General features: G+C 67.2%; 17 protein-coding genes. 5 read left to right on the top strand and 12 right to left on the bottom strand.

Annotated features, from left to right (window positions below; all coding sequences use genetic code 11):
* Positions 1 to 53 precede the first annotated feature (53 nt).
* The 7 genes from CIW53_RS03775 to CIW53_RS03805 all read right to left on the bottom strand — a co-directional run bounded on the left by CIW53_RS03775 (position 54) and on the right by CIW53_RS03805 (position 5,484).
* Complete coding sequence (locus CIW53_RS03775) at positions 54 to 623, bottom strand: NUDIX hydrolase (RefSeq protein ID WP_149363345.1); 570 nt, start codon at positions 621 to 623, stop codon at positions 54 to 56.
* A 126-nt stretch (positions 624 to 749) separates the two neighbouring features.
* Positions 750 to 1,655 carry a 5'-3' exonuclease H3TH domain-containing protein gene (locus CIW53_RS03780; RefSeq protein ID WP_149363346.1) on the bottom strand — a complete coding sequence of 302 codons (906 nt, stop codon included), beginning with the start codon at positions 1,653 to 1,655 and terminating at the stop codon, positions 750 to 752.
* On the bottom strand, positions 1,652 to 2,221 hold the full coding sequence (locus CIW53_RS03785) for a nitroreductase (protein ID WP_149363347.1): 570 nt from the start codon (positions 2,219 to 2,221) through the stop codon (positions 1,652 to 1,654). The genes CIW53_RS03780 and CIW53_RS03785 overlap by 4 nt, the downstream gene beginning before the upstream one ends.
* Positions 2,222 to 2,297: 76 nt before the next feature.
* Complete coding sequence (locus CIW53_RS03790; protein WP_149363348.1) at positions 2,298 to 2,987, bottom strand: TorF family putative porin; 690 nt, start codon at positions 2,985 to 2,987, stop codon at positions 2,298 to 2,300.
* A gap of 9 nt (positions 2,988 to 2,996) precedes the next feature.
* The gene (locus CIW53_RS03795; RefSeq protein ID WP_149363349.1) at positions 2,997 to 4,262 is read right to left on the bottom strand and encodes a S8 family serine peptidase; all 1,266 of its coding nucleotides are present in this window, start codon (positions 4,260 to 4,262) and stop codon (positions 2,997 to 2,999) included.
* A 2-nt stretch (positions 4,263 to 4,264) separates the two neighbouring features.
* Positions 4,265 to 4,894, bottom strand: coding sequence for a zf-HC2 domain-containing protein (locus tag CIW53_RS03800; protein ID WP_149363350.1), 630 nt, complete (start codon positions 4,892 to 4,894; stop codon positions 4,265 to 4,267).
* Positions 4,891 to 5,484 carry a sigma-70 family RNA polymerase sigma factor gene (locus CIW53_RS03805; protein WP_149363351.1) on the bottom strand — a complete coding sequence of 198 codons (594 nt, stop codon included), beginning with the start codon at positions 5,482 to 5,484 and terminating at the stop codon, positions 4,891 to 4,893. Before CIW53_RS03805 ends, CIW53_RS03800 begins: the two co-directional genes overlap by 4 nt.
* Positions 5,485 to 5,686: 202 nt before the next feature.
* Between CIW53_RS03805 and CIW53_RS03810 the strand changes: the two genes are divergently transcribed.
* Entirely contained in the window at positions 5,687 to 6,763 is a 1,077-nt protein-coding gene (locus CIW53_RS03810; protein ID WP_197736610.1) for a TIGR03118 family protein, read from the top strand.
* Positions 6,764 to 6,854: 91 nt separating this feature from the next.
* Here CIW53_RS03810 and cdd read toward each other — a convergent pair whose 3' ends face one another.
* Positions 6,855 to 7,271, bottom strand: coding sequence for a cytidine deaminase (gene cdd / locus CIW53_RS03815; protein WP_149363352.1), 417 nt, complete (start codon positions 7,269 to 7,271; stop codon positions 6,855 to 6,857).
* A gap of 125 nt (positions 7,272 to 7,396) precedes the next feature.
* Between cdd and CIW53_RS03820 the strand changes: the two genes are divergently transcribed.
* The gene (locus CIW53_RS03820; protein ID WP_149363353.1) at positions 7,397 to 8,509 is read left to right on the top strand and encodes an NAD(P) transhydrogenase subunit alpha; all 1,113 of its coding nucleotides are present in this window, start codon (positions 7,397 to 7,399) and stop codon (positions 8,507 to 8,509) included.
* A 68-nt stretch (positions 8,510 to 8,577) separates the two neighbouring features.
* Here CIW53_RS03820 and CIW53_RS03825 read toward each other — a convergent pair whose 3' ends face one another.
* The 3 genes from CIW53_RS03825 to CIW53_RS03835 are packed head-to-tail and all read right to left on the bottom strand — an operon-like array spanning position 8,578 to position 10,073.
* Entirely contained in the window at positions 8,578 to 9,108 is a 531-nt protein-coding gene (locus CIW53_RS03825) for a DUF3106 domain-containing protein (protein ID WP_149363354.1), read from the bottom strand.
* Between the two features lie 3 nt (positions 9,109 to 9,111).
* Complete coding sequence (locus CIW53_RS03830) at positions 9,112 to 9,492, bottom strand: hypothetical protein (protein WP_149363355.1); 381 nt, start codon at positions 9,490 to 9,492, stop codon at positions 9,112 to 9,114.
* Positions 9,489 to 10,073: an RNA polymerase sigma factor gene (locus tag CIW53_RS03835; RefSeq protein WP_149363356.1), complete on the bottom strand. Its 585-nt coding sequence runs from the start codon at positions 10,071 to 10,073 to the stop codon at positions 9,489 to 9,491. Before CIW53_RS03835 ends, CIW53_RS03830 begins: the two co-directional genes overlap by 4 nt.
* A gap of 234 nt (positions 10,074 to 10,307) precedes the next feature.
* Here CIW53_RS03835 and CIW53_RS03840 point away from each other — a divergent pair, with 234 nt between their 5' ends.
* A complete protein-coding gene (locus CIW53_RS03840) occupies positions 10,308 to 10,628 on the top strand; it encodes an NAD(P) transhydrogenase subunit alpha (protein WP_149363357.1) in 321 nt (106 codons plus the stop codon).
* Entirely contained in the window at positions 10,628 to 12,085 is a 1,458-nt protein-coding gene (locus tag CIW53_RS03845; RefSeq protein ID WP_149363358.1) for an NAD(P)(+) transhydrogenase (Re/Si-specific) subunit beta, read from the top strand. The genes CIW53_RS03840 and CIW53_RS03845 overlap by 1 nt, the downstream gene beginning before the upstream one ends.
* Before the next feature lie 33 nt (positions 12,086 to 12,118).
* On the opposite strand, the gene CIW53_RS03850 is transcribed toward CIW53_RS03845, so the two are convergent.
* Positions 12,119 to 12,547, bottom strand: coding sequence for a hypothetical protein (locus CIW53_RS03850; protein ID WP_149363359.1), 429 nt, complete (start codon positions 12,545 to 12,547; stop codon positions 12,119 to 12,121).
* Positions 12,548 to 12,758: 211 nt separating this feature from the next.
* Between CIW53_RS03850 and sufT the strand changes: the two genes are divergently transcribed.
* The gene (gene sufT / locus CIW53_RS03855; protein WP_149363360.1) at positions 12,759 to 13,316 is read left to right on the top strand and encodes a putative Fe-S cluster assembly protein SufT; all 558 of its coding nucleotides are present in this window, start codon (positions 12,759 to 12,761) and stop codon (positions 13,314 to 13,316) included.
* Positions 13,317 to 13,782: the final 466 nt, after the last annotated feature.

Raw genomic sequence — 13,782 nt, forward strand, 5'->3', positions numbered from 1 at the left:
GTGCGATCGTCTGGCGATGCGGTGCCCCGGGCTGTGCCTGCCTGCCCGCTGTTCTAGGGCGTCGCGGTGCCGTGTTCGATGAACCAGAGGCCGGCAAAGAGCTTCGGGTCGATCGAGTAGCCGGAGGCGGCGCGGGCGAACAGCCACGCGCCGGCTTCACCGCGGGGCACTTCGTGTACCACGATGTTCTCGGTCTCGTCGCCGCCACCCGGGCCGACTTTCTCCAGACCCCATGCGCGCACGAAGGTGATCATCTCGGTGCTCATGCCGGATGACGACGGGCCGCGATGGACGAACTCCACTCGCTGGCAGCGGTAACCGGTTTCCTCCTCCAGTTCGCGCCGGGCCGCGAGCAGGGCACTTTCGTCGGCCTGATCGGCCAGATCGCCGACCAGGCCGGCAGGCATCTCGATGGTGTTCTGCAGGATCGACACGCGATATTGCTCGACGAACAGCACGTTGTCGTCCGCCGTCACCGCCAGGATGATCACCGCGCCGCCGGGGTTGTTGCGCTCGGCGTATTCCCAGCGGCCGCGCTTGCGCAAGCTCAGCCAGCGGCCTTCGCAGAGGGTTTCCACCGGGGCGCTGGCGTCGTCCGGGATATGACTGGAGGAATCGTTCATCGTCGATCGGTGTCCGGGGAAAACCAAGGGACATGTTGAACTGTCCGCTTGGCAGCGACAACCGGCGACGCGGCATCGTGCTGTCGCGTGCTTTGCCTGGTCATCGACGTGGTGGCAGCGCAGGCCTCAACGCAGCAATGCGTGCAGGCGGCTGCGGGTGAACGCACCGAAGCGCAATTGTTCGCACAGGCTTTCGAGCCGGTCGGGTTGCGGACGCCGGCGCAGCAGCATCTCGACCGTGCTGGCACCGGGCGCGTCCAGCGCGATGCGGGTGAGCCGGCGATAAAGCCGCGCCTGCTCGGCGTGCTCGCGCAGTTTTGCAGCACACGTGGCGGCGCCGCGCAGGCGCAGGAAGGCGACTTCGTCGATGCGGTCGAGCAGGATGTCGAGGCTGCCGAAGTGGCTGAGCAGGGCGGCGGCGGTTTTCGCGCCGATGCCGGGGACGCCGGGAATGTTGTCGACGGCATCGCCGCACAAGGCGAGATAGTCGGCAACCTGGTGCGGGTGCACGCCCAGCTTTTCGTGCACGCCGGACGGCCCCCAGCGGACGCCGCGGGCATAATCCCATTGCTCGTCGTGCTCGCCCAGCAACTGGCCGAAGTCCTTGTCGGCCGAGACGATCACGCTGCGCCAGCCCAGCGCGCGCAGGTTCCACACGGTGCTGCCGATCAGGTCGTCGGCCTCGAAGCTGTGGTCGATCATCAGATGCACGCCGAGCGCTTCGGTGATCGCGCGGCACTGCACGAACTGACGTTCCAGATCCGGTGGCGGCAGTTCGCGGTTGGCCTTGTAGGCGGGATAGATGCCGTTGCGGAACGAGCTGGTCAGCGAGGCGTCGAATGCCACGGCGATATGCTCGGGCTGTGCGCGCTCGAGCAGCTCGCACAGGAAGCGGGTGTAGCCGTGCACCGCGTTGACCGGGTGGCCATCGGCATCGTGGAATTCGTCCGGCATCGAATGCCAGGCGCGGAACACGTACAGGCTGCCATCGACCAGATGGACGGCTGGACGTCCGTCGGTCGCGATGGTCATGGCGTCCACGTGCTCGACAGGTCGGCCAGTGCCGGGCGGTCGCGGTCGGGCACCTCGATCTGCGGCGTGCCGAGATGGACGAAGCCGACCACGTGTTCGTTGTCGGCCAGGCCGAGGATGCCGGCCACCTCGCGGTCGTAGGCGGCCCAGCCGGTCAGCCATTGCGCGCCGTAGCCCAATGCGTATGCGCCGAGCAAGATGTTGTAGGCGACGTTGCCGGCACACAGCTTCTGCTCGATCTCCGGCACCTTGCTGTCGGCGTGGAGACGGGCAACCACCACCATCACCAGCGGCGCGAAGGTGTAGCGCCCGCGCTCCTTCGCCAGCTTGGCCTCGGAAAGATCCGGGTTGTTGCGGATGGCGATCGCGGCCAACCGCTCGCCAAACACCCGTTTCGCTTCGTCGTGCAGGCGAATCAGCCGGAACGGCACCAGCTTGCCGTGATCGGGCACGCGGATCGCCGTTTCGAGCAGCGCCTGCAGCGTCGCCTCGTCCGGCGCCGGCTCGCCGAGCTGGCGCGAGGGCACGGAGTGGCGGTGCTGAAGCAGGGCAAGCGGGTTTGTCATGGGGACGTCGCGGCGAAAAATTGCCATCGTACACAACCGGTGGCTCAACCGGCAGCGCGCCTGCCGCCGGCCATGCTCACCACGAGCGCGAACAGGATATCCCCCACGCTTCGCGTCCGGCCCGATCGCCGCGGGGATAGCCGAAGGGATACGGCTCATCGCTGCCGCGCACGATCGTCCAGAACAACTGCAGGTGGTAGTCGCGCCATGCTGCCGCCAGACCGATGCGCGCGTCGGCACGGTAGTGGTTCGACTCGAAATCGCCGCTGCCGTTGCGCCGCAGCAGTCCGACATGACCGAGCAGGCGCAGGCGTTCGGAGAGCCTCCAATGGCGGTCCAGCGCCGCGTAGAGAGCGGGCGGACCCTGTCCGAAATAGTTCCGGGCGTAGTACACGCGCAGGTTGTAATGCTCCGAAGCGAGCCCGAGGTAGGCCTCGGGATAGGCATAGCCGGAGTCGCCGGCGATGGAGGCGTATTCCAGACCGGCTTCCCAGTTCAGCTTGGCGCGAAGCGGGCGGGTCATGCCCAGGTAGGTCAGCCACTGCGCCCGCACCTGTTGCGATGGCCGCACGACGGATACCAGTGCGCCCGCGTACCAGTCGCCGCGACCGTCGTAGGCGACGCCGAGCTGTGCGGCCGGCTGCTCGTCACTCAGCGAGATGCCGCGGAACCGGTAGTCCGAGACCAGCGCAACGCTGCCCGAGACCTGGGCGCTGGCCGTGGTCATGAACAGCAGGGTGCTGAGCGCGATCGCTTGACGCAGCACGGCACAGTCTCATTGGCGCGACCCTGAGGGGGCGATGCCCGATGCCGCACAGTCGCATGCGCAATGTCCGTCCACGCGCATTGCGGCTGCACACGCATCGACCGTCGCAGGCCGCTGCACCGGCGAGCCTAGCTCAGTTTCAGTGGACAACGCAGCCCGCAGCTGCGCGGGCTGCATCCGTGGCGACAGCCCGCGCAGCAGGGCGACCAGGCCGCTCACCTGCGCGGCTGCGAACGACGAACCGGAGACGAAGCCCCAACGGGCGCCGGGGAGGGTGGTCGGGATATCCCGGTCGGGCATCCTCAACACGCCAGCAGGCTGGCGGCCAGCGTCGTCGCCGGCGACAGCCAGAACCCCTTGCATGGAAGCAGGGAAGCCGCCGCCGGCGAGGGCCGGATCGACCGCGGCCACGACAGTGACCCGGCGCGCCAGCGCGACGTCCAGCAATTGCGCCAGCAGCGGATCGCGTGGGCCGCCGAGGCTCAGGTTGATTACCTGTGCGTTCGCGTCAAGCGCGAACTGGAGTGCCTTGGCCAACGTGAAACTGCTGCACACGGCGCCGCCGGATGATTCCTGCCAGCAGGCACGCAGCGCCAGCAAATGCGCGCCCGGCGCGATGCCGGCGATGCCGATGCCATTGTTCGCGCCCGCGGCGATGATGCCGGCGACCTCGGTGCCGTGCGCCTCGGCGGGGTATGCGCCGTCGTCCACGAAATTGCGGGCCACCACCCGCTGGCCGCGCAGATCAGGGTGGGCGAGCTCCACGCCGCTGTCCAGTTCGGCAAGAGTGACATGCCGGCCGGTACTGTGTTGCTGCAGTTCGGCCAGACGCCCATGTGCGGCCATCGGTTGCAGGACGTACAGCGGATCGTCGCGAGCCAGCGAGTGGAACAGATGCATCGGCTGCACCGATGCCACCCGCGGATCGGCCGCCAATTGCTGCAGCAATCCGGCGCGGCGGCCATCGTCGGGAACCTGCATGACGAAGCAATCCAGCTTGAGTGCGGCAATCGGCCAGTGGTCCAGCAGCACCAGGCGGTAGCGGCGGGCGAGCTGTTCGGCGACGTGGCGACGCGCCACGCGACCGGGGGCATTCACGTAGTCGCCGGTGTAGTCCGCATCGGGATGAAAGTGACTTGGCGGGATGCGCAGCGTGAGCAGGATTTGCTGTCGCGCATTCCCCGCGCCGGGGGGCGCCGCTGGTGAACGCGTCGCTGGCACGGCACAAGCGGCCAGAGCCAGGCAGAGCAGCGCGAGCAGCACGCGGCGGTGCATCGTCAGTCCCCGTCATCCGCGGCGAGGTTCTCGACCAGCAGCACGCCGGGCGCGGCGCGCAGGGCTTCGCGTACTGTCTTCGCATGCGCCGCCGGTACGCTGATCACCCAGGCGCCGGCGTCGGTCGGGCCGTACACGATATGTGCCTCGCTCGCTCGCATCAGCTGGCGCAGTTGCGCCTCGCTGATGCCAGGGTCGAACACCACGACCAGTTTCTCGCTGGACACCTGGGCTGCACCCAGGGTGTGATACTCGGCCACCGCCGGGCGGTTTTCATGGAGCAATGCCGCGCCGAGCATCAACAGCAGCGCCGCCTCCACCGTGATCACCCAGCCCAGCCAGGGCCGCCGGCGAATCCGGTCTGGACGAGCCTCGACCTTCGCGTTGTCCAGGCGCCGGCGCAGGCGCCGCAGCGGGTCCTCGGGATTGTCTGCCGGCAAGGCTTCCTCGATGCAGGCGGCCTGCAGCGAACGCAGCCATGCGAGTTCTTGCTGGCACGCCGTGCATTCGGCGAGGTGCTGCTGCACCAGCGCGAGCTCCTCGTTCTGCAGCGTGCCGTTCACCAGCCACGGCAACAGTCGCTCGGCTTCCGTGTGCACCGACCCCTCGAAGCGCAGCACCCTCCCGCTCATATCGCCTCCTCCCGCGTCAGCGCCAGCAGCGTCTTCAACTTGCGCCGCGCGTAGAACATCCGTGTCTTCACGGTGTCCACCGGGCAGTCCATGATCTGGGCAATCTCGCGGCAGGCGTAGCCGAGGTAGTAGGTCAGTTCGATCACCGCGCGTTGCTCTGTCGACAGCCCGGCGAGCGCCGTACCCAGGTGCCGCTGCAGTTCGCATTGCTGCAGTTCGATGTCGGGACCGGGCTCGGACGAACTGACGTGCTCGTCGTCGCCGGGCTCGAACCGGTCATCGTTGCGTCGCAGCGCGTGCACTGCCTGCCGCCAGGCGATCGCGAAGATCCAGGTGGACACCTTGGCCTGGTGGTTGCAGGTATGCGCCTTGTGCCAGACCACCATCATGGTGTCGTCGAGGATTTCCTCGACCAGCGCCGGTTGCCGCACGATGCCGGCGATGAAGCGCCGCAGGCGGGGCCGATATGCGCGGTAGAGCATTTCGAATGCCCTCATGTCTTCGGCGGCGATCCGCATCAACAGCGCGTACTCGGCCTCCTCGGCGTTGCCGTGCAGGCCCGCATGCCCATGGTTGTCGGCGATCCGCATATCTCCACCCCGGCTGGCCACAGCTTCGGTGTGAATGCCGGTCCCGGCGATTCCGGTTCAATCGCCGGGCAATGAACCAAACCCCGCGCGGAGGGAACAGACCGAACGGCAGGGCGATCAGCCAACGATACGCCCGCTGCCAATGGCACGCGTGTTTTCCGCGTGACGGGTGTCTCGTCTTCCCCAACGAAGGAGTTCGAACATGATGGTTTCCTCCCCCACTTCCCGCCTGTGCGCATCACTGGCGCTGGTATTCACCCTCGCCGCTGCGCCTGCCGCGCACGCCAGCGGCCTCACATATACGCAACACAACCTGGTATCGGATGGATTCGTGCCGGCCGATCATGTCGATGCGCACCTGGTCAACGCATGGGGCATCGCCTTCAACCCGTTCGGTGCAGCGTGGGTGGCGAACAACGGCAGCGGCACGTCCACCCTGTATGACGGCGCCGGCAACGCAATTCCGCTGGTGGTGCAGATCCCCACGCCCACCGCCTCGGGCGGCGGCAATCCCACCGGAACCGTGTACAACGGCTCCAGCGGATTCGTGGTCAGCAAGGGCAGCGCCTCCGGGCCGGCCCGCTTCATCTTTGCCACCGAGGACGGCATCATCGCGGCCTGGGCACCGAACGTGGACGCGACCCATGCATTGCGGGTGGTTCGCTGCAGCAGCGCCATCTACAAGGGCCTGGCGATGAGTGCGGGCGGCAACGGCGCGCAGCTCTACGCGACCGACTTCTTCCATGCCAAGGTCGACGTGTTCGACGCCAGCTTCAAGCGGATGGCACTGCCATACGGAGCGTTCGTCGACCGGGGCATCCCGCACGGGTTCGCGCCATTCGGCATCCACAACATCAACGGCGACATCTACGTGACCTATGCGAAGCAGGATGCCGGCAAGAAAGACGACGTGCATGGTCCGGGGCTGGGTTATGTGGATGTCTATACCCCGACGGGCCACTTGATCCGGCGCGTGGCCTCGCGCGGTGCGCTCGACGCGCCATGGGGCGTGACGCTGGCGCCAGCGGGCTTCGGGCGATTCGGCAACGCGCTGCTGATCGGCAATTTCGGCGATGGCCGCATCAATGCCTATGATCCGATCTCCAACCTTCCGTTGGGCAGCCTGCGCGATGTGCACTACAAGCCGATTCGGATCGACGGGCTGTGGGGCCTCGCGTTCGGCAACGGCTATCTGAACCAGCCCGTGGACACGCTGTATTTCACCGCCGGTCCGGACGACGAGGCCCATGGCTTGTACGGCCGCGTGGAAGCGCAATAACGGGACGATGAATGAAAGCGATGCCGACCGGGCACGGTCGACTCGCGCCGTGGTCGATCCGGATGCCGAATCGACCGCGGCGCGAGCATGGTCAGTTGGTTTGTGCCAGCCGGAATGCGCCCGGCAACAACGCGGCCACGGTGCTGCGCTGCAACCCGCCGCTCAGGCTGCCCAGCAGCACCGGCATGGCTTCGTCGCACAGCTCGGACATCACCTGGCGGCACGCGCCGCAAGGGCTGACCGGCTGTTCGGTATCGGCGATCACCGCGATGGCGGCGAAGTCGCCGGGCCGGCAGCCGGCGGCGATGGCGCTGAACAGGGCGGTACGTTCGGCGCAGTTGCACAGGCCGTAGGCGGCGTTTTCCACGTTGCAGCCGCTGAAGCGGCGGCCGTCGCGGGTCAGCAGTGCGGCACCGACCTGGAAGTTGGAGTAGGGCGCGTAGGCCAGCTCGCGCGCACTGCGTGCCAGAGCCAGAAGGTCATCGAAAGCGTCGGGAGTTGCGGGCATCGGGGTCTCCGGCGAGCCCCGGGGCAGCATGCGCCGGCGGGCCAGCTTACTCTTTCGGACTCGGCCGGATCAAAGCCTGCCAGTCCCGCTAAGATGTCCGGACCACCGTCTCCAGGGGACTGCTCATGCCGATCACCGTTGCCGCTTTGCGCGAAACCGCCGCCGGAGAGCGGCGCGTGGCGATCACGCCCGAGATGGCGAAGAAGCTGCACGGCAAGGGCCTGCGCGTACTGCTGGAGCATGATGCCGGGCGCGCCGCAGGCTTTCCCGACAGCAGCTATGCCGAAGCGGAGTTTGCCGATGCCGCCGCGGTGCTGGCGCAGGCGGATCTGCTGGCCTGCGTGTTGCCGCCGCAGGACACGGTATTCGCCGGCTTGCGCGAGGGCAGTGTGGTGGTCGGCCAGTTGCGTCCCTATGGTGCCGCCGAGCGTGTCGCCGCATTGACCGCGCGCAAGCTGACCGCGTTCTCGCTCGAACTGCTGCCGCGCACGACCCGTGCGCAGGCGATGGATGTGCTGAGTTCGCAGGCGGCGGTGGCCGGCTATCGCGCGATGCTGATCGCGGCCGAGGCGTCGCCGAAATTCTTTCCGATGCTGACTACAGCCGCCGGCACGATCCGGCCGTCGAAGGTGCTGGTGATCGGTGCCGGCGTGGCCGGCCTGCAGGCGATCGCCACCGCGCGCCGGCTCGGTGCGCAGATCGAGGGCTACGACGTGCGTCCGGAGACGCGCGAGCAGGTGGAATCGCTGGGCGCGAAATTCCTCGACCTTGGCGTCAGCGCCGCCGGCAGCGGCGGCTATGCGCGCGAGCTGTCGGCGGAGGAGCGCGCAGCGCAGCAGCAGGCGCTGGCCGATCACCTGAAGTCGTTCGACGTGGTGGTCAGCACCGCCGCGGTGCCGGGGCGGCCGGCGCCGAAGATCCTGACGGCGGCGATGGTCGAGGGCATGAAGCCGGGCGCGCTGATCGTCGACCTGGCCGCCGAGAGCGGCGGCAATTGCGAACTGACCCGGCCGGGCGAGCGGATCGAGCACGGCGGCGTGGTGATCCTGGGTCCGCTGAACCTGCCGGCCGGCGCGCCGTTGCACGCGTCGGAGATGTATGCGCGCAACGTGTTCAACTTCGTCGAGTTGCTGGTGCGCGACGGCGAACTGAAGCCGGATTTCGACGACGAGTTGGTGGCGAAGAGTTGCTTGAGCCATGCCGGCGAGACGCGCTTCCCGGCACCGCAGGGCGGCTGAGCCAGGCTCCTGCAAATTCCGGACGGCCTGCAGGAAAACGCCCCGCGCAAGGCGGGGCGTATGGTCGGTCAAGGTTGGCCCGGACTGCCAGGCGGCGGCCGGTCGTGGCCGTGCCGTTCATCCCAGTGCAGGCGTTCGGCGGGCGGCAGCGAATGCCATTCGCGGATCAGTCGCTCGCGTTGTGCCGGCGGCAATCGCTGGAAGCGCTCGAAGGTGGCGTGCAGCTGCTCGCGTTGTTGCGGTGGCAACTGGCGGAACTTGCGCCTGTTCTCGCGCGCCTGCCTGCGTTCGTCCGGTGTCATTTGCTGCCAGCGCGCGATGTGCTGGCGGACTTCCTCGCGTTTTTCCGGTGGCAGGGTTACCCAGTGTTCGGCGCGCTGGAGCATGTGCGACTGTTTGCGCGGCGACATGCTGTTCCACTCTTTCTGCAGCGGTGCGAGCACCTCGCGCTGGGCGGGGTCGAGGCTGTTCCACGCGCGCGGCGACGGCATGTCGGCATGGGGCGGTGGCGCATCCTGCGCATGCAACGGCGTCGCGGCGACGCCGCCGAGCAGGACGGCCAACAGCAGCGGCAGGATCGGGCGAAGGATGCGGGCCATGGCTCAGCGCGCTGCCGTATGGCTGCTGGTGGAAGCCAGCCAGCCGTAGAAATCGAGGTTCTGGTAGAGGTTCGGATCGGTCTTGTCGGCGTCCGGTGGCAGCTCGTTGTCCAGGTCGTCGGCGCTGCCGGCGGCGTGCATCGCGGTGGTGGGGTGCTGCGTCGGCAAGGGTTGCCACACCATCATCGCGGCCAGCGCGATCGCGGCGAAGGCGCCGGTGGGGATCAGCCAGCGTGCGGCGCGGTGCGTCGGTGCGTGTGCTGCCTCGAGCGCCTGTCGCCGCGCTGCGCGCAGGCGCCCGGCGGTGGCCGGGTCGACGTGTTGGGCTGCCTCGCGCCAGAGTTCGCGGGCGCGCTGTTCGAAATGTTCGTCGGGCGAAGTCATCGCCAGTCCTCCAGTTGGTCGCGCAGATGGTGCATCGCGCGTGACAGATGGGTTTTCACGCTGCCTTCGGAGCAGCCCATGGCGCGGGCGGTTTCCGCCACGTCGAGTCCTTCCAGCATGCGCAGCATGAACGCCTCGCGCTGACGTTGCGGGAGTTGCCCGACGGCGGTGGCCATGTCCGCGTACGACTGTACGTCGTGCAGCCGGTCGAGGGGACCCTGGCCGGGATCGGCAGGCTCCCACACGGGCAGTTCGTCGCCGCTGTCGTCGCGCCCGCCACCAAGCCAGCCCACCACGATCGAGCGTACTTTGCGGCGGCGCTGCAGGTCGACGATGCGCCGACGCAGGATGCCCCAGAACAGCGGCGCCCATTCCATGGCAGGTTTGAACCGGTAGTGCTTGACCAGCCGCAGCATGGCGTCCTGTACCGCATCCATCGCGTCCTCGCGATGACGCAGCTGCAACTCGGCCATGCGGAACGCGCGCCGCTCGACCTGCGCCAGGAACGCATCCAGCGTGGCAGGCGTTTCGCGCGCGTCGAGCGGCAGCGTGGCGTCGAATGTGCCGACTGCGCTGTTCATGGCTGCGTCGTCCGCATCGTCGGGACCGGCATCCTCGGGCTCCATCGGTGGATCTCCCGTGTTCAACGCGGCAGGCGGGTGCAGGTTGACGTGGGTACGGTCGGCGACCGGGCCGATGCGGCCTTGTTCGCCGCGAAGGCTTCGCCGGGGCGCGGACGGTCTCGAAGTCGGGCGGGGTTCCCGTATGATGCAGGCACAACGTCCTGGCGGGCGGCTCTCATAGGGGATGGGGTCATGATCGACGGTTTCCTGGCGCTGTATATCTTCATGCTGGCCGCATTCACCGGCTATGAAATCATTGCGCGGGTGCCGGTGATCCTGCACACGCCGCTGATGTCCGGGTCCAACTTCGTCCACGGCATTGTGCTGGTTGGGGCGATGATTGCGCTAGGGCACGCGAACACGCCGTTCGAGATCGCGATCGGCTTCATCGGCGTGCTGCTCGGCGCCGGCAACGCCGCCGGCGGCTACGTGGTGACCGAGCGGATGCTGGAGATGTTCAAGTCCAGCAAGCCGGACGCCGGCCGGCCTGGATCAAGCAAGGGAGCGAAGTGATGAGCTGGCTGCCCACCGTGATCAAGGCCTGTTATTTCCTCGCCGCCCTGCTGTTCATCCTGGGCCTCAAGCGCATGAGCTCGCCGCGCACCGCGCGCGGCGGCATCGTGTGGGCCGGCTACGGCATGCTGCTGGCGGTGCTGGCCACGTTCTTCCTGCCGGACATGCACAACCGCGGGCTGATCGTCGCCGCGGTGGTGATCGGCGTCAGTGCCGCGTGGTGGAGCGGCAAGCGCGTGGCGATGACCGCGATGCCGCAGATGGTGGCGCTGTACAACGGCATGGGCGGCGGCGCGGCGGCGGCGATCGGCGCGGTCGAGCTGATCGCGTTTGCGCGGTCGTCCGGACTGCTGCATGCCGTGCCCGACACTTCGCCGCTGCGGCCCGAAGCCTGGGCGGTGAACGGCCTGCCGCCTACGCTGTCGCCGGTGGAGCTGGCGCTGGGCGTGCTTGGCGCGCTGATCGGCGCGGTGAGTTTCTCCGGCTCGTTGATTGCCTTCGCCAAGCTGCAGGGCTGGCTGGACAAGCGCTTCGTGTTTGCCGGTCAACGTGTGGTGAACCTGCTGTTGCTGGCGGGGGCCGTGGTGATCGGCATCGCGCTGGCCTGCGGTCATGCGAGCGTGCCGCTGATCGCGGCGTTCTTCGTGCTGGCGCTGTTGTTCGGCCTGATGATGACGCTGCCGATCGGCGGCGCCGACATGCCGGTGGTGATCTCGCTGTACAACGCGTTCACCGGCCTGGCAGTGGCGTTCGAGGGTTTCGTGCTGGGCAACGAGGCGATGATCATCGCCGGCATGGTGGTCGGCGCGGCTGGCACCTTGCTGACCCAGTTGATGGCCAAGGCGATGAACCGCTCGATCGGCAACGTGCTGTTCGGCAGCTTCGGCGCGACCGGTGGCGAGGCGCAGGCGATCGAGGGCGCGCAGAAGCCGATCGACGCTTCCGACGCGGCGGTGATGATGGCCTACGCCGAGCGCGTGGTGATCGTGCCCGGCTACGGCATGGCGGTGGCGCAGGCGCAGCACAAGGTGTGGGAGTTCGCGCAGTTGCTGATCAAGCGCGGGGTGAAGGTGAAGTTCGCCATCCATCCGGTGGCCGGCCGCATGCCCGGGCACATGAACGTGCTGCTGGCCGAGGCCGGCGTGCCGTACGACCTGATCGCCGACATGGACGACATCAATCCCGAATTCCCGGCCACCGACGTGGCGCTGGTGATCGGTGCGAACGACGTGGTCAACCCGCTGGCCAAGACCGACCCGGCCTCGCCGATCTACGGCATGCCGATCCTCGACGTCAGCGCGGCGAAACACGTGATCGTGATCAAGCGCGGCAAGGGCACCGGTTTCGCCGGCATCGAAAACGCGCTGTTCTACGCCGACAACACGCGCATGTTGTACGGCGACGGCCAGGCTGCCGCGGGAGAACTGGTGGCGGCGGTCAAGGACATCGACGCCTGATCGACCGCGTTTTGCGCGGCGGTCGAAGTCAGCTCAGCGCTTGCGCGGCGAACGCCAGGCCAGCCATGCGGCCAGCAGTACGGCCGGTATCGTCCAGCCGATATCCGCAGGCGACAACGCCAGCCGCGTCAGTTGCCACAGCATGCCGAATCCCGCGGTCCGTAGCGCCTCGATCAGGCCCAGGCCCATGCTGCCGGCAATCAGTACGCCGGCGATCAGCAGGTTGACGTAAAGCGCCGCCAATACGGTGGCGCACGCGGCCAGCAGCGCCGCGCCGATTCCTGCAGGACGTACCCCAAGGCGAATGGTCAGGGCCAGCAGCACGCCGGCGGGCATTGCCAGCCACGGCAGCGGGCGGCCGATGTACAAGGTCGCCACCATCCATACCGCCCCGGCAGCGAGTCCCAGCATGACGGCGATGAACAGCCCGGATACCGCCACGACTGCGTTGCGCGGGCTCATCGAAGGCACGACCGGAGGGATGGGAGCACGTGGTTGTCCATCTGGCAAAGCCGCCATCATAACGTGACGCTGGAGGACCACGAGGCGGGTCGTCCTTGAGTTCAATGCTTTCGGCCTGATCTGTGACAAGCGGGGCCGCCCTGCGGACGGCATAATAGGCAACCCGGGTACGGCGCAAGGTCGTGCCCGCAAGACAGGATTGGCGAGTGGCATGAGTGGTTTCAGTCTGAGCAGCGAACCCTTCACCCTGATGCGTGATTGCAGCGCCGTCATGGTGCCGCAAGGCGATACGGTGACCCTGCCGGCCGGTCAGATCGGCTACATCACGCAGGCGCTGGGCGGCAGCTTTACCGTCTATGTGGAGGGCAACCTGTTCCGCATCGCCGGCAATGACGCCGATGCGCTGGGCAAGGAACAGCCGGCACCGATCGAGGTGCCCGACGACGCCACCAACGCCGATGTGGAGAAGCTGGCGTGGGATCAGCTGCGCACCGTGTTCGATCCGGAAATCCCGGTCAATGTGGTCGAGCTGGGACTGGTCTACGACCTCAGCCTGGAGCAGACCGAATCCGGTCAGCGCAAGGTCTATGTGAAGCTCACGCTGACCGCGCCCGGCTGTGGCATGGGCGACATCCTGGTCGATGACGCACGCACCAAGCTGGAGATGATTCCCACGGTGGCCGAGGCGGATGTGGATCTGGTGTTCGATCCGCCGTGGAGCCATTCGATGATGTCCGATGCGGCCAAGCTCGAAACCGGCATGCTCTGAGTTCGCTGCCTGCTGCGACACTCCGTCGAGCGACCTGCAATATCCTGCGCCCTCCCCATTGCCGGGGCAGCGGACTTCGATGCAACAAACCTTGTCGATTCGTCACGTGGCAATCACGGCCACGTGGCGAGAAACGACATGCCACGTTTCGCGTGCCCACGATCTTCCACGCTGTGACTGCCATCACCCGGCGTAGGAAAAAGTCAGATTGTGACAATGAATCGCAAGGAATAACGTAATCGAGTCCGTCATCGGGGAGGTTGACGGATGATCCTTTAGCGGTTTGATCACCGTTTTGCAGTTACGCGTCCACGCGCTGTCCTCGCAAGGAATGCCAGGGGGAAGACAGCCGGATCCGGACGTATTTTGGGATCGCTGGACAGCTAACGAATATGGCGCCGTGCCTCGCACGGCAAATTCCTGCATGGGGCCACGCGGCCGCATCGGTCCCGTTTGTCCCGAAATA

The sequence above is a fragment of the Rhodanobacter sp. T12-5 genome (assembly GCF_008329435.1).
Classification (GTDB): domain Bacteria; phylum Pseudomonadota; class Gammaproteobacteria; order Xanthomonadales; family Rhodanobacteraceae; genus Rhodanobacter.

What these genes read in the sequence shown, in the direction of transcription:
- CIW53_RS03775 (WP_149363345.1), bottom strand. Translation starts at nt 623, where the DNA reads ATGAACGATTCCTCCAGTCATATCCCGGACGACGCCAGCGCCCCGGTG.
- CIW53_RS03780 (WP_149363346.1), bottom strand. Translation starts at nt 1,655, where the DNA reads ATGACCATCGCGACCGACGGACGTCCAGCCGTCCATCTGGTCGATGGC.
- CIW53_RS03785 (WP_149363347.1), bottom strand. Translation starts at nt 2,221, where the DNA reads ATGACAAACCCGCTTGCCCTGCTTCAGCACCGCCACTCCGTGCCCTCG.
- CIW53_RS03795 (WP_149363349.1), bottom strand. Translation starts at nt 4,262, where the DNA reads ATGCACCGCCGCGTGCTGCTCGCGCTGCTCTGCCTGGCTCTGGCCGCT.
- CIW53_RS03800 (WP_149363350.1), bottom strand. Translation starts at nt 4,894, where the DNA reads ATGAGCGGGAGGGTGCTGCGCTTCGAGGGGTCGGTGCACACGGAAGCC.
- CIW53_RS03805 (WP_149363351.1), bottom strand. Translation starts at nt 5,484, where the DNA reads ATGCGGATCGCCGACAACCATGGGCATGCGGGCCTGCACGGCAACGCC.
- CIW53_RS03810 (WP_197736610.1), top strand. Translation starts at nt 5,687, where the DNA reads ATGATGGTTTCCTCCCCCACTTCCCGCCTGTGCGCATCACTGGCGCTG.
- cdd (WP_149363352.1), bottom strand. Translation starts at nt 7,271, where the DNA reads ATGCCCGCAACTCCCGACGCTTTCGATGACCTTCTGGCTCTGGCACGC.
- CIW53_RS03820 (WP_149363353.1), top strand. Translation starts at nt 7,397, where the DNA reads ATGCCGATCACCGTTGCCGCTTTGCGCGAAACCGCCGCCGGAGAGCGG.
- CIW53_RS03825 (WP_149363354.1), bottom strand. Translation starts at nt 9,108, where the DNA reads ATGGCCCGCATCCTTCGCCCGATCCTGCCGCTGCTGTTGGCCGTCCTG.
- CIW53_RS03830 (WP_149363355.1), bottom strand. Translation starts at nt 9,492, where the DNA reads ATGACTTCGCCCGACGAACATTTCGAACAGCGCGCCCGCGAACTCTGG.
- CIW53_RS03835 (WP_149363356.1), bottom strand. Translation starts at nt 10,073, where the DNA reads ATGAACAGCGCAGTCGGCACATTCGACGCCACGCTGCCGCTCGACGCG.
- CIW53_RS03840 (WP_149363357.1), top strand. Translation starts at nt 10,308, where the DNA reads ATGATCGACGGTTTCCTGGCGCTGTATATCTTCATGCTGGCCGCATTC.
- CIW53_RS03845 (WP_149363358.1), top strand. Translation starts at nt 10,628, where the DNA reads ATGAGCTGGCTGCCCACCGTGATCAAGGCCTGTTATTTCCTCGCCGCC.
- CIW53_RS03850 (WP_149363359.1), bottom strand. Translation starts at nt 12,547, where the DNA reads ATGAGCCCGCGCAACGCAGTCGTGGCGGTATCCGGGCTGTTCATCGCC.
- sufT (WP_149363360.1), top strand. Translation starts at nt 12,759, where the DNA reads ATGAGTGGTTTCAGTCTGAGCAGCGAACCCTTCACCCTGATGCGTGAT.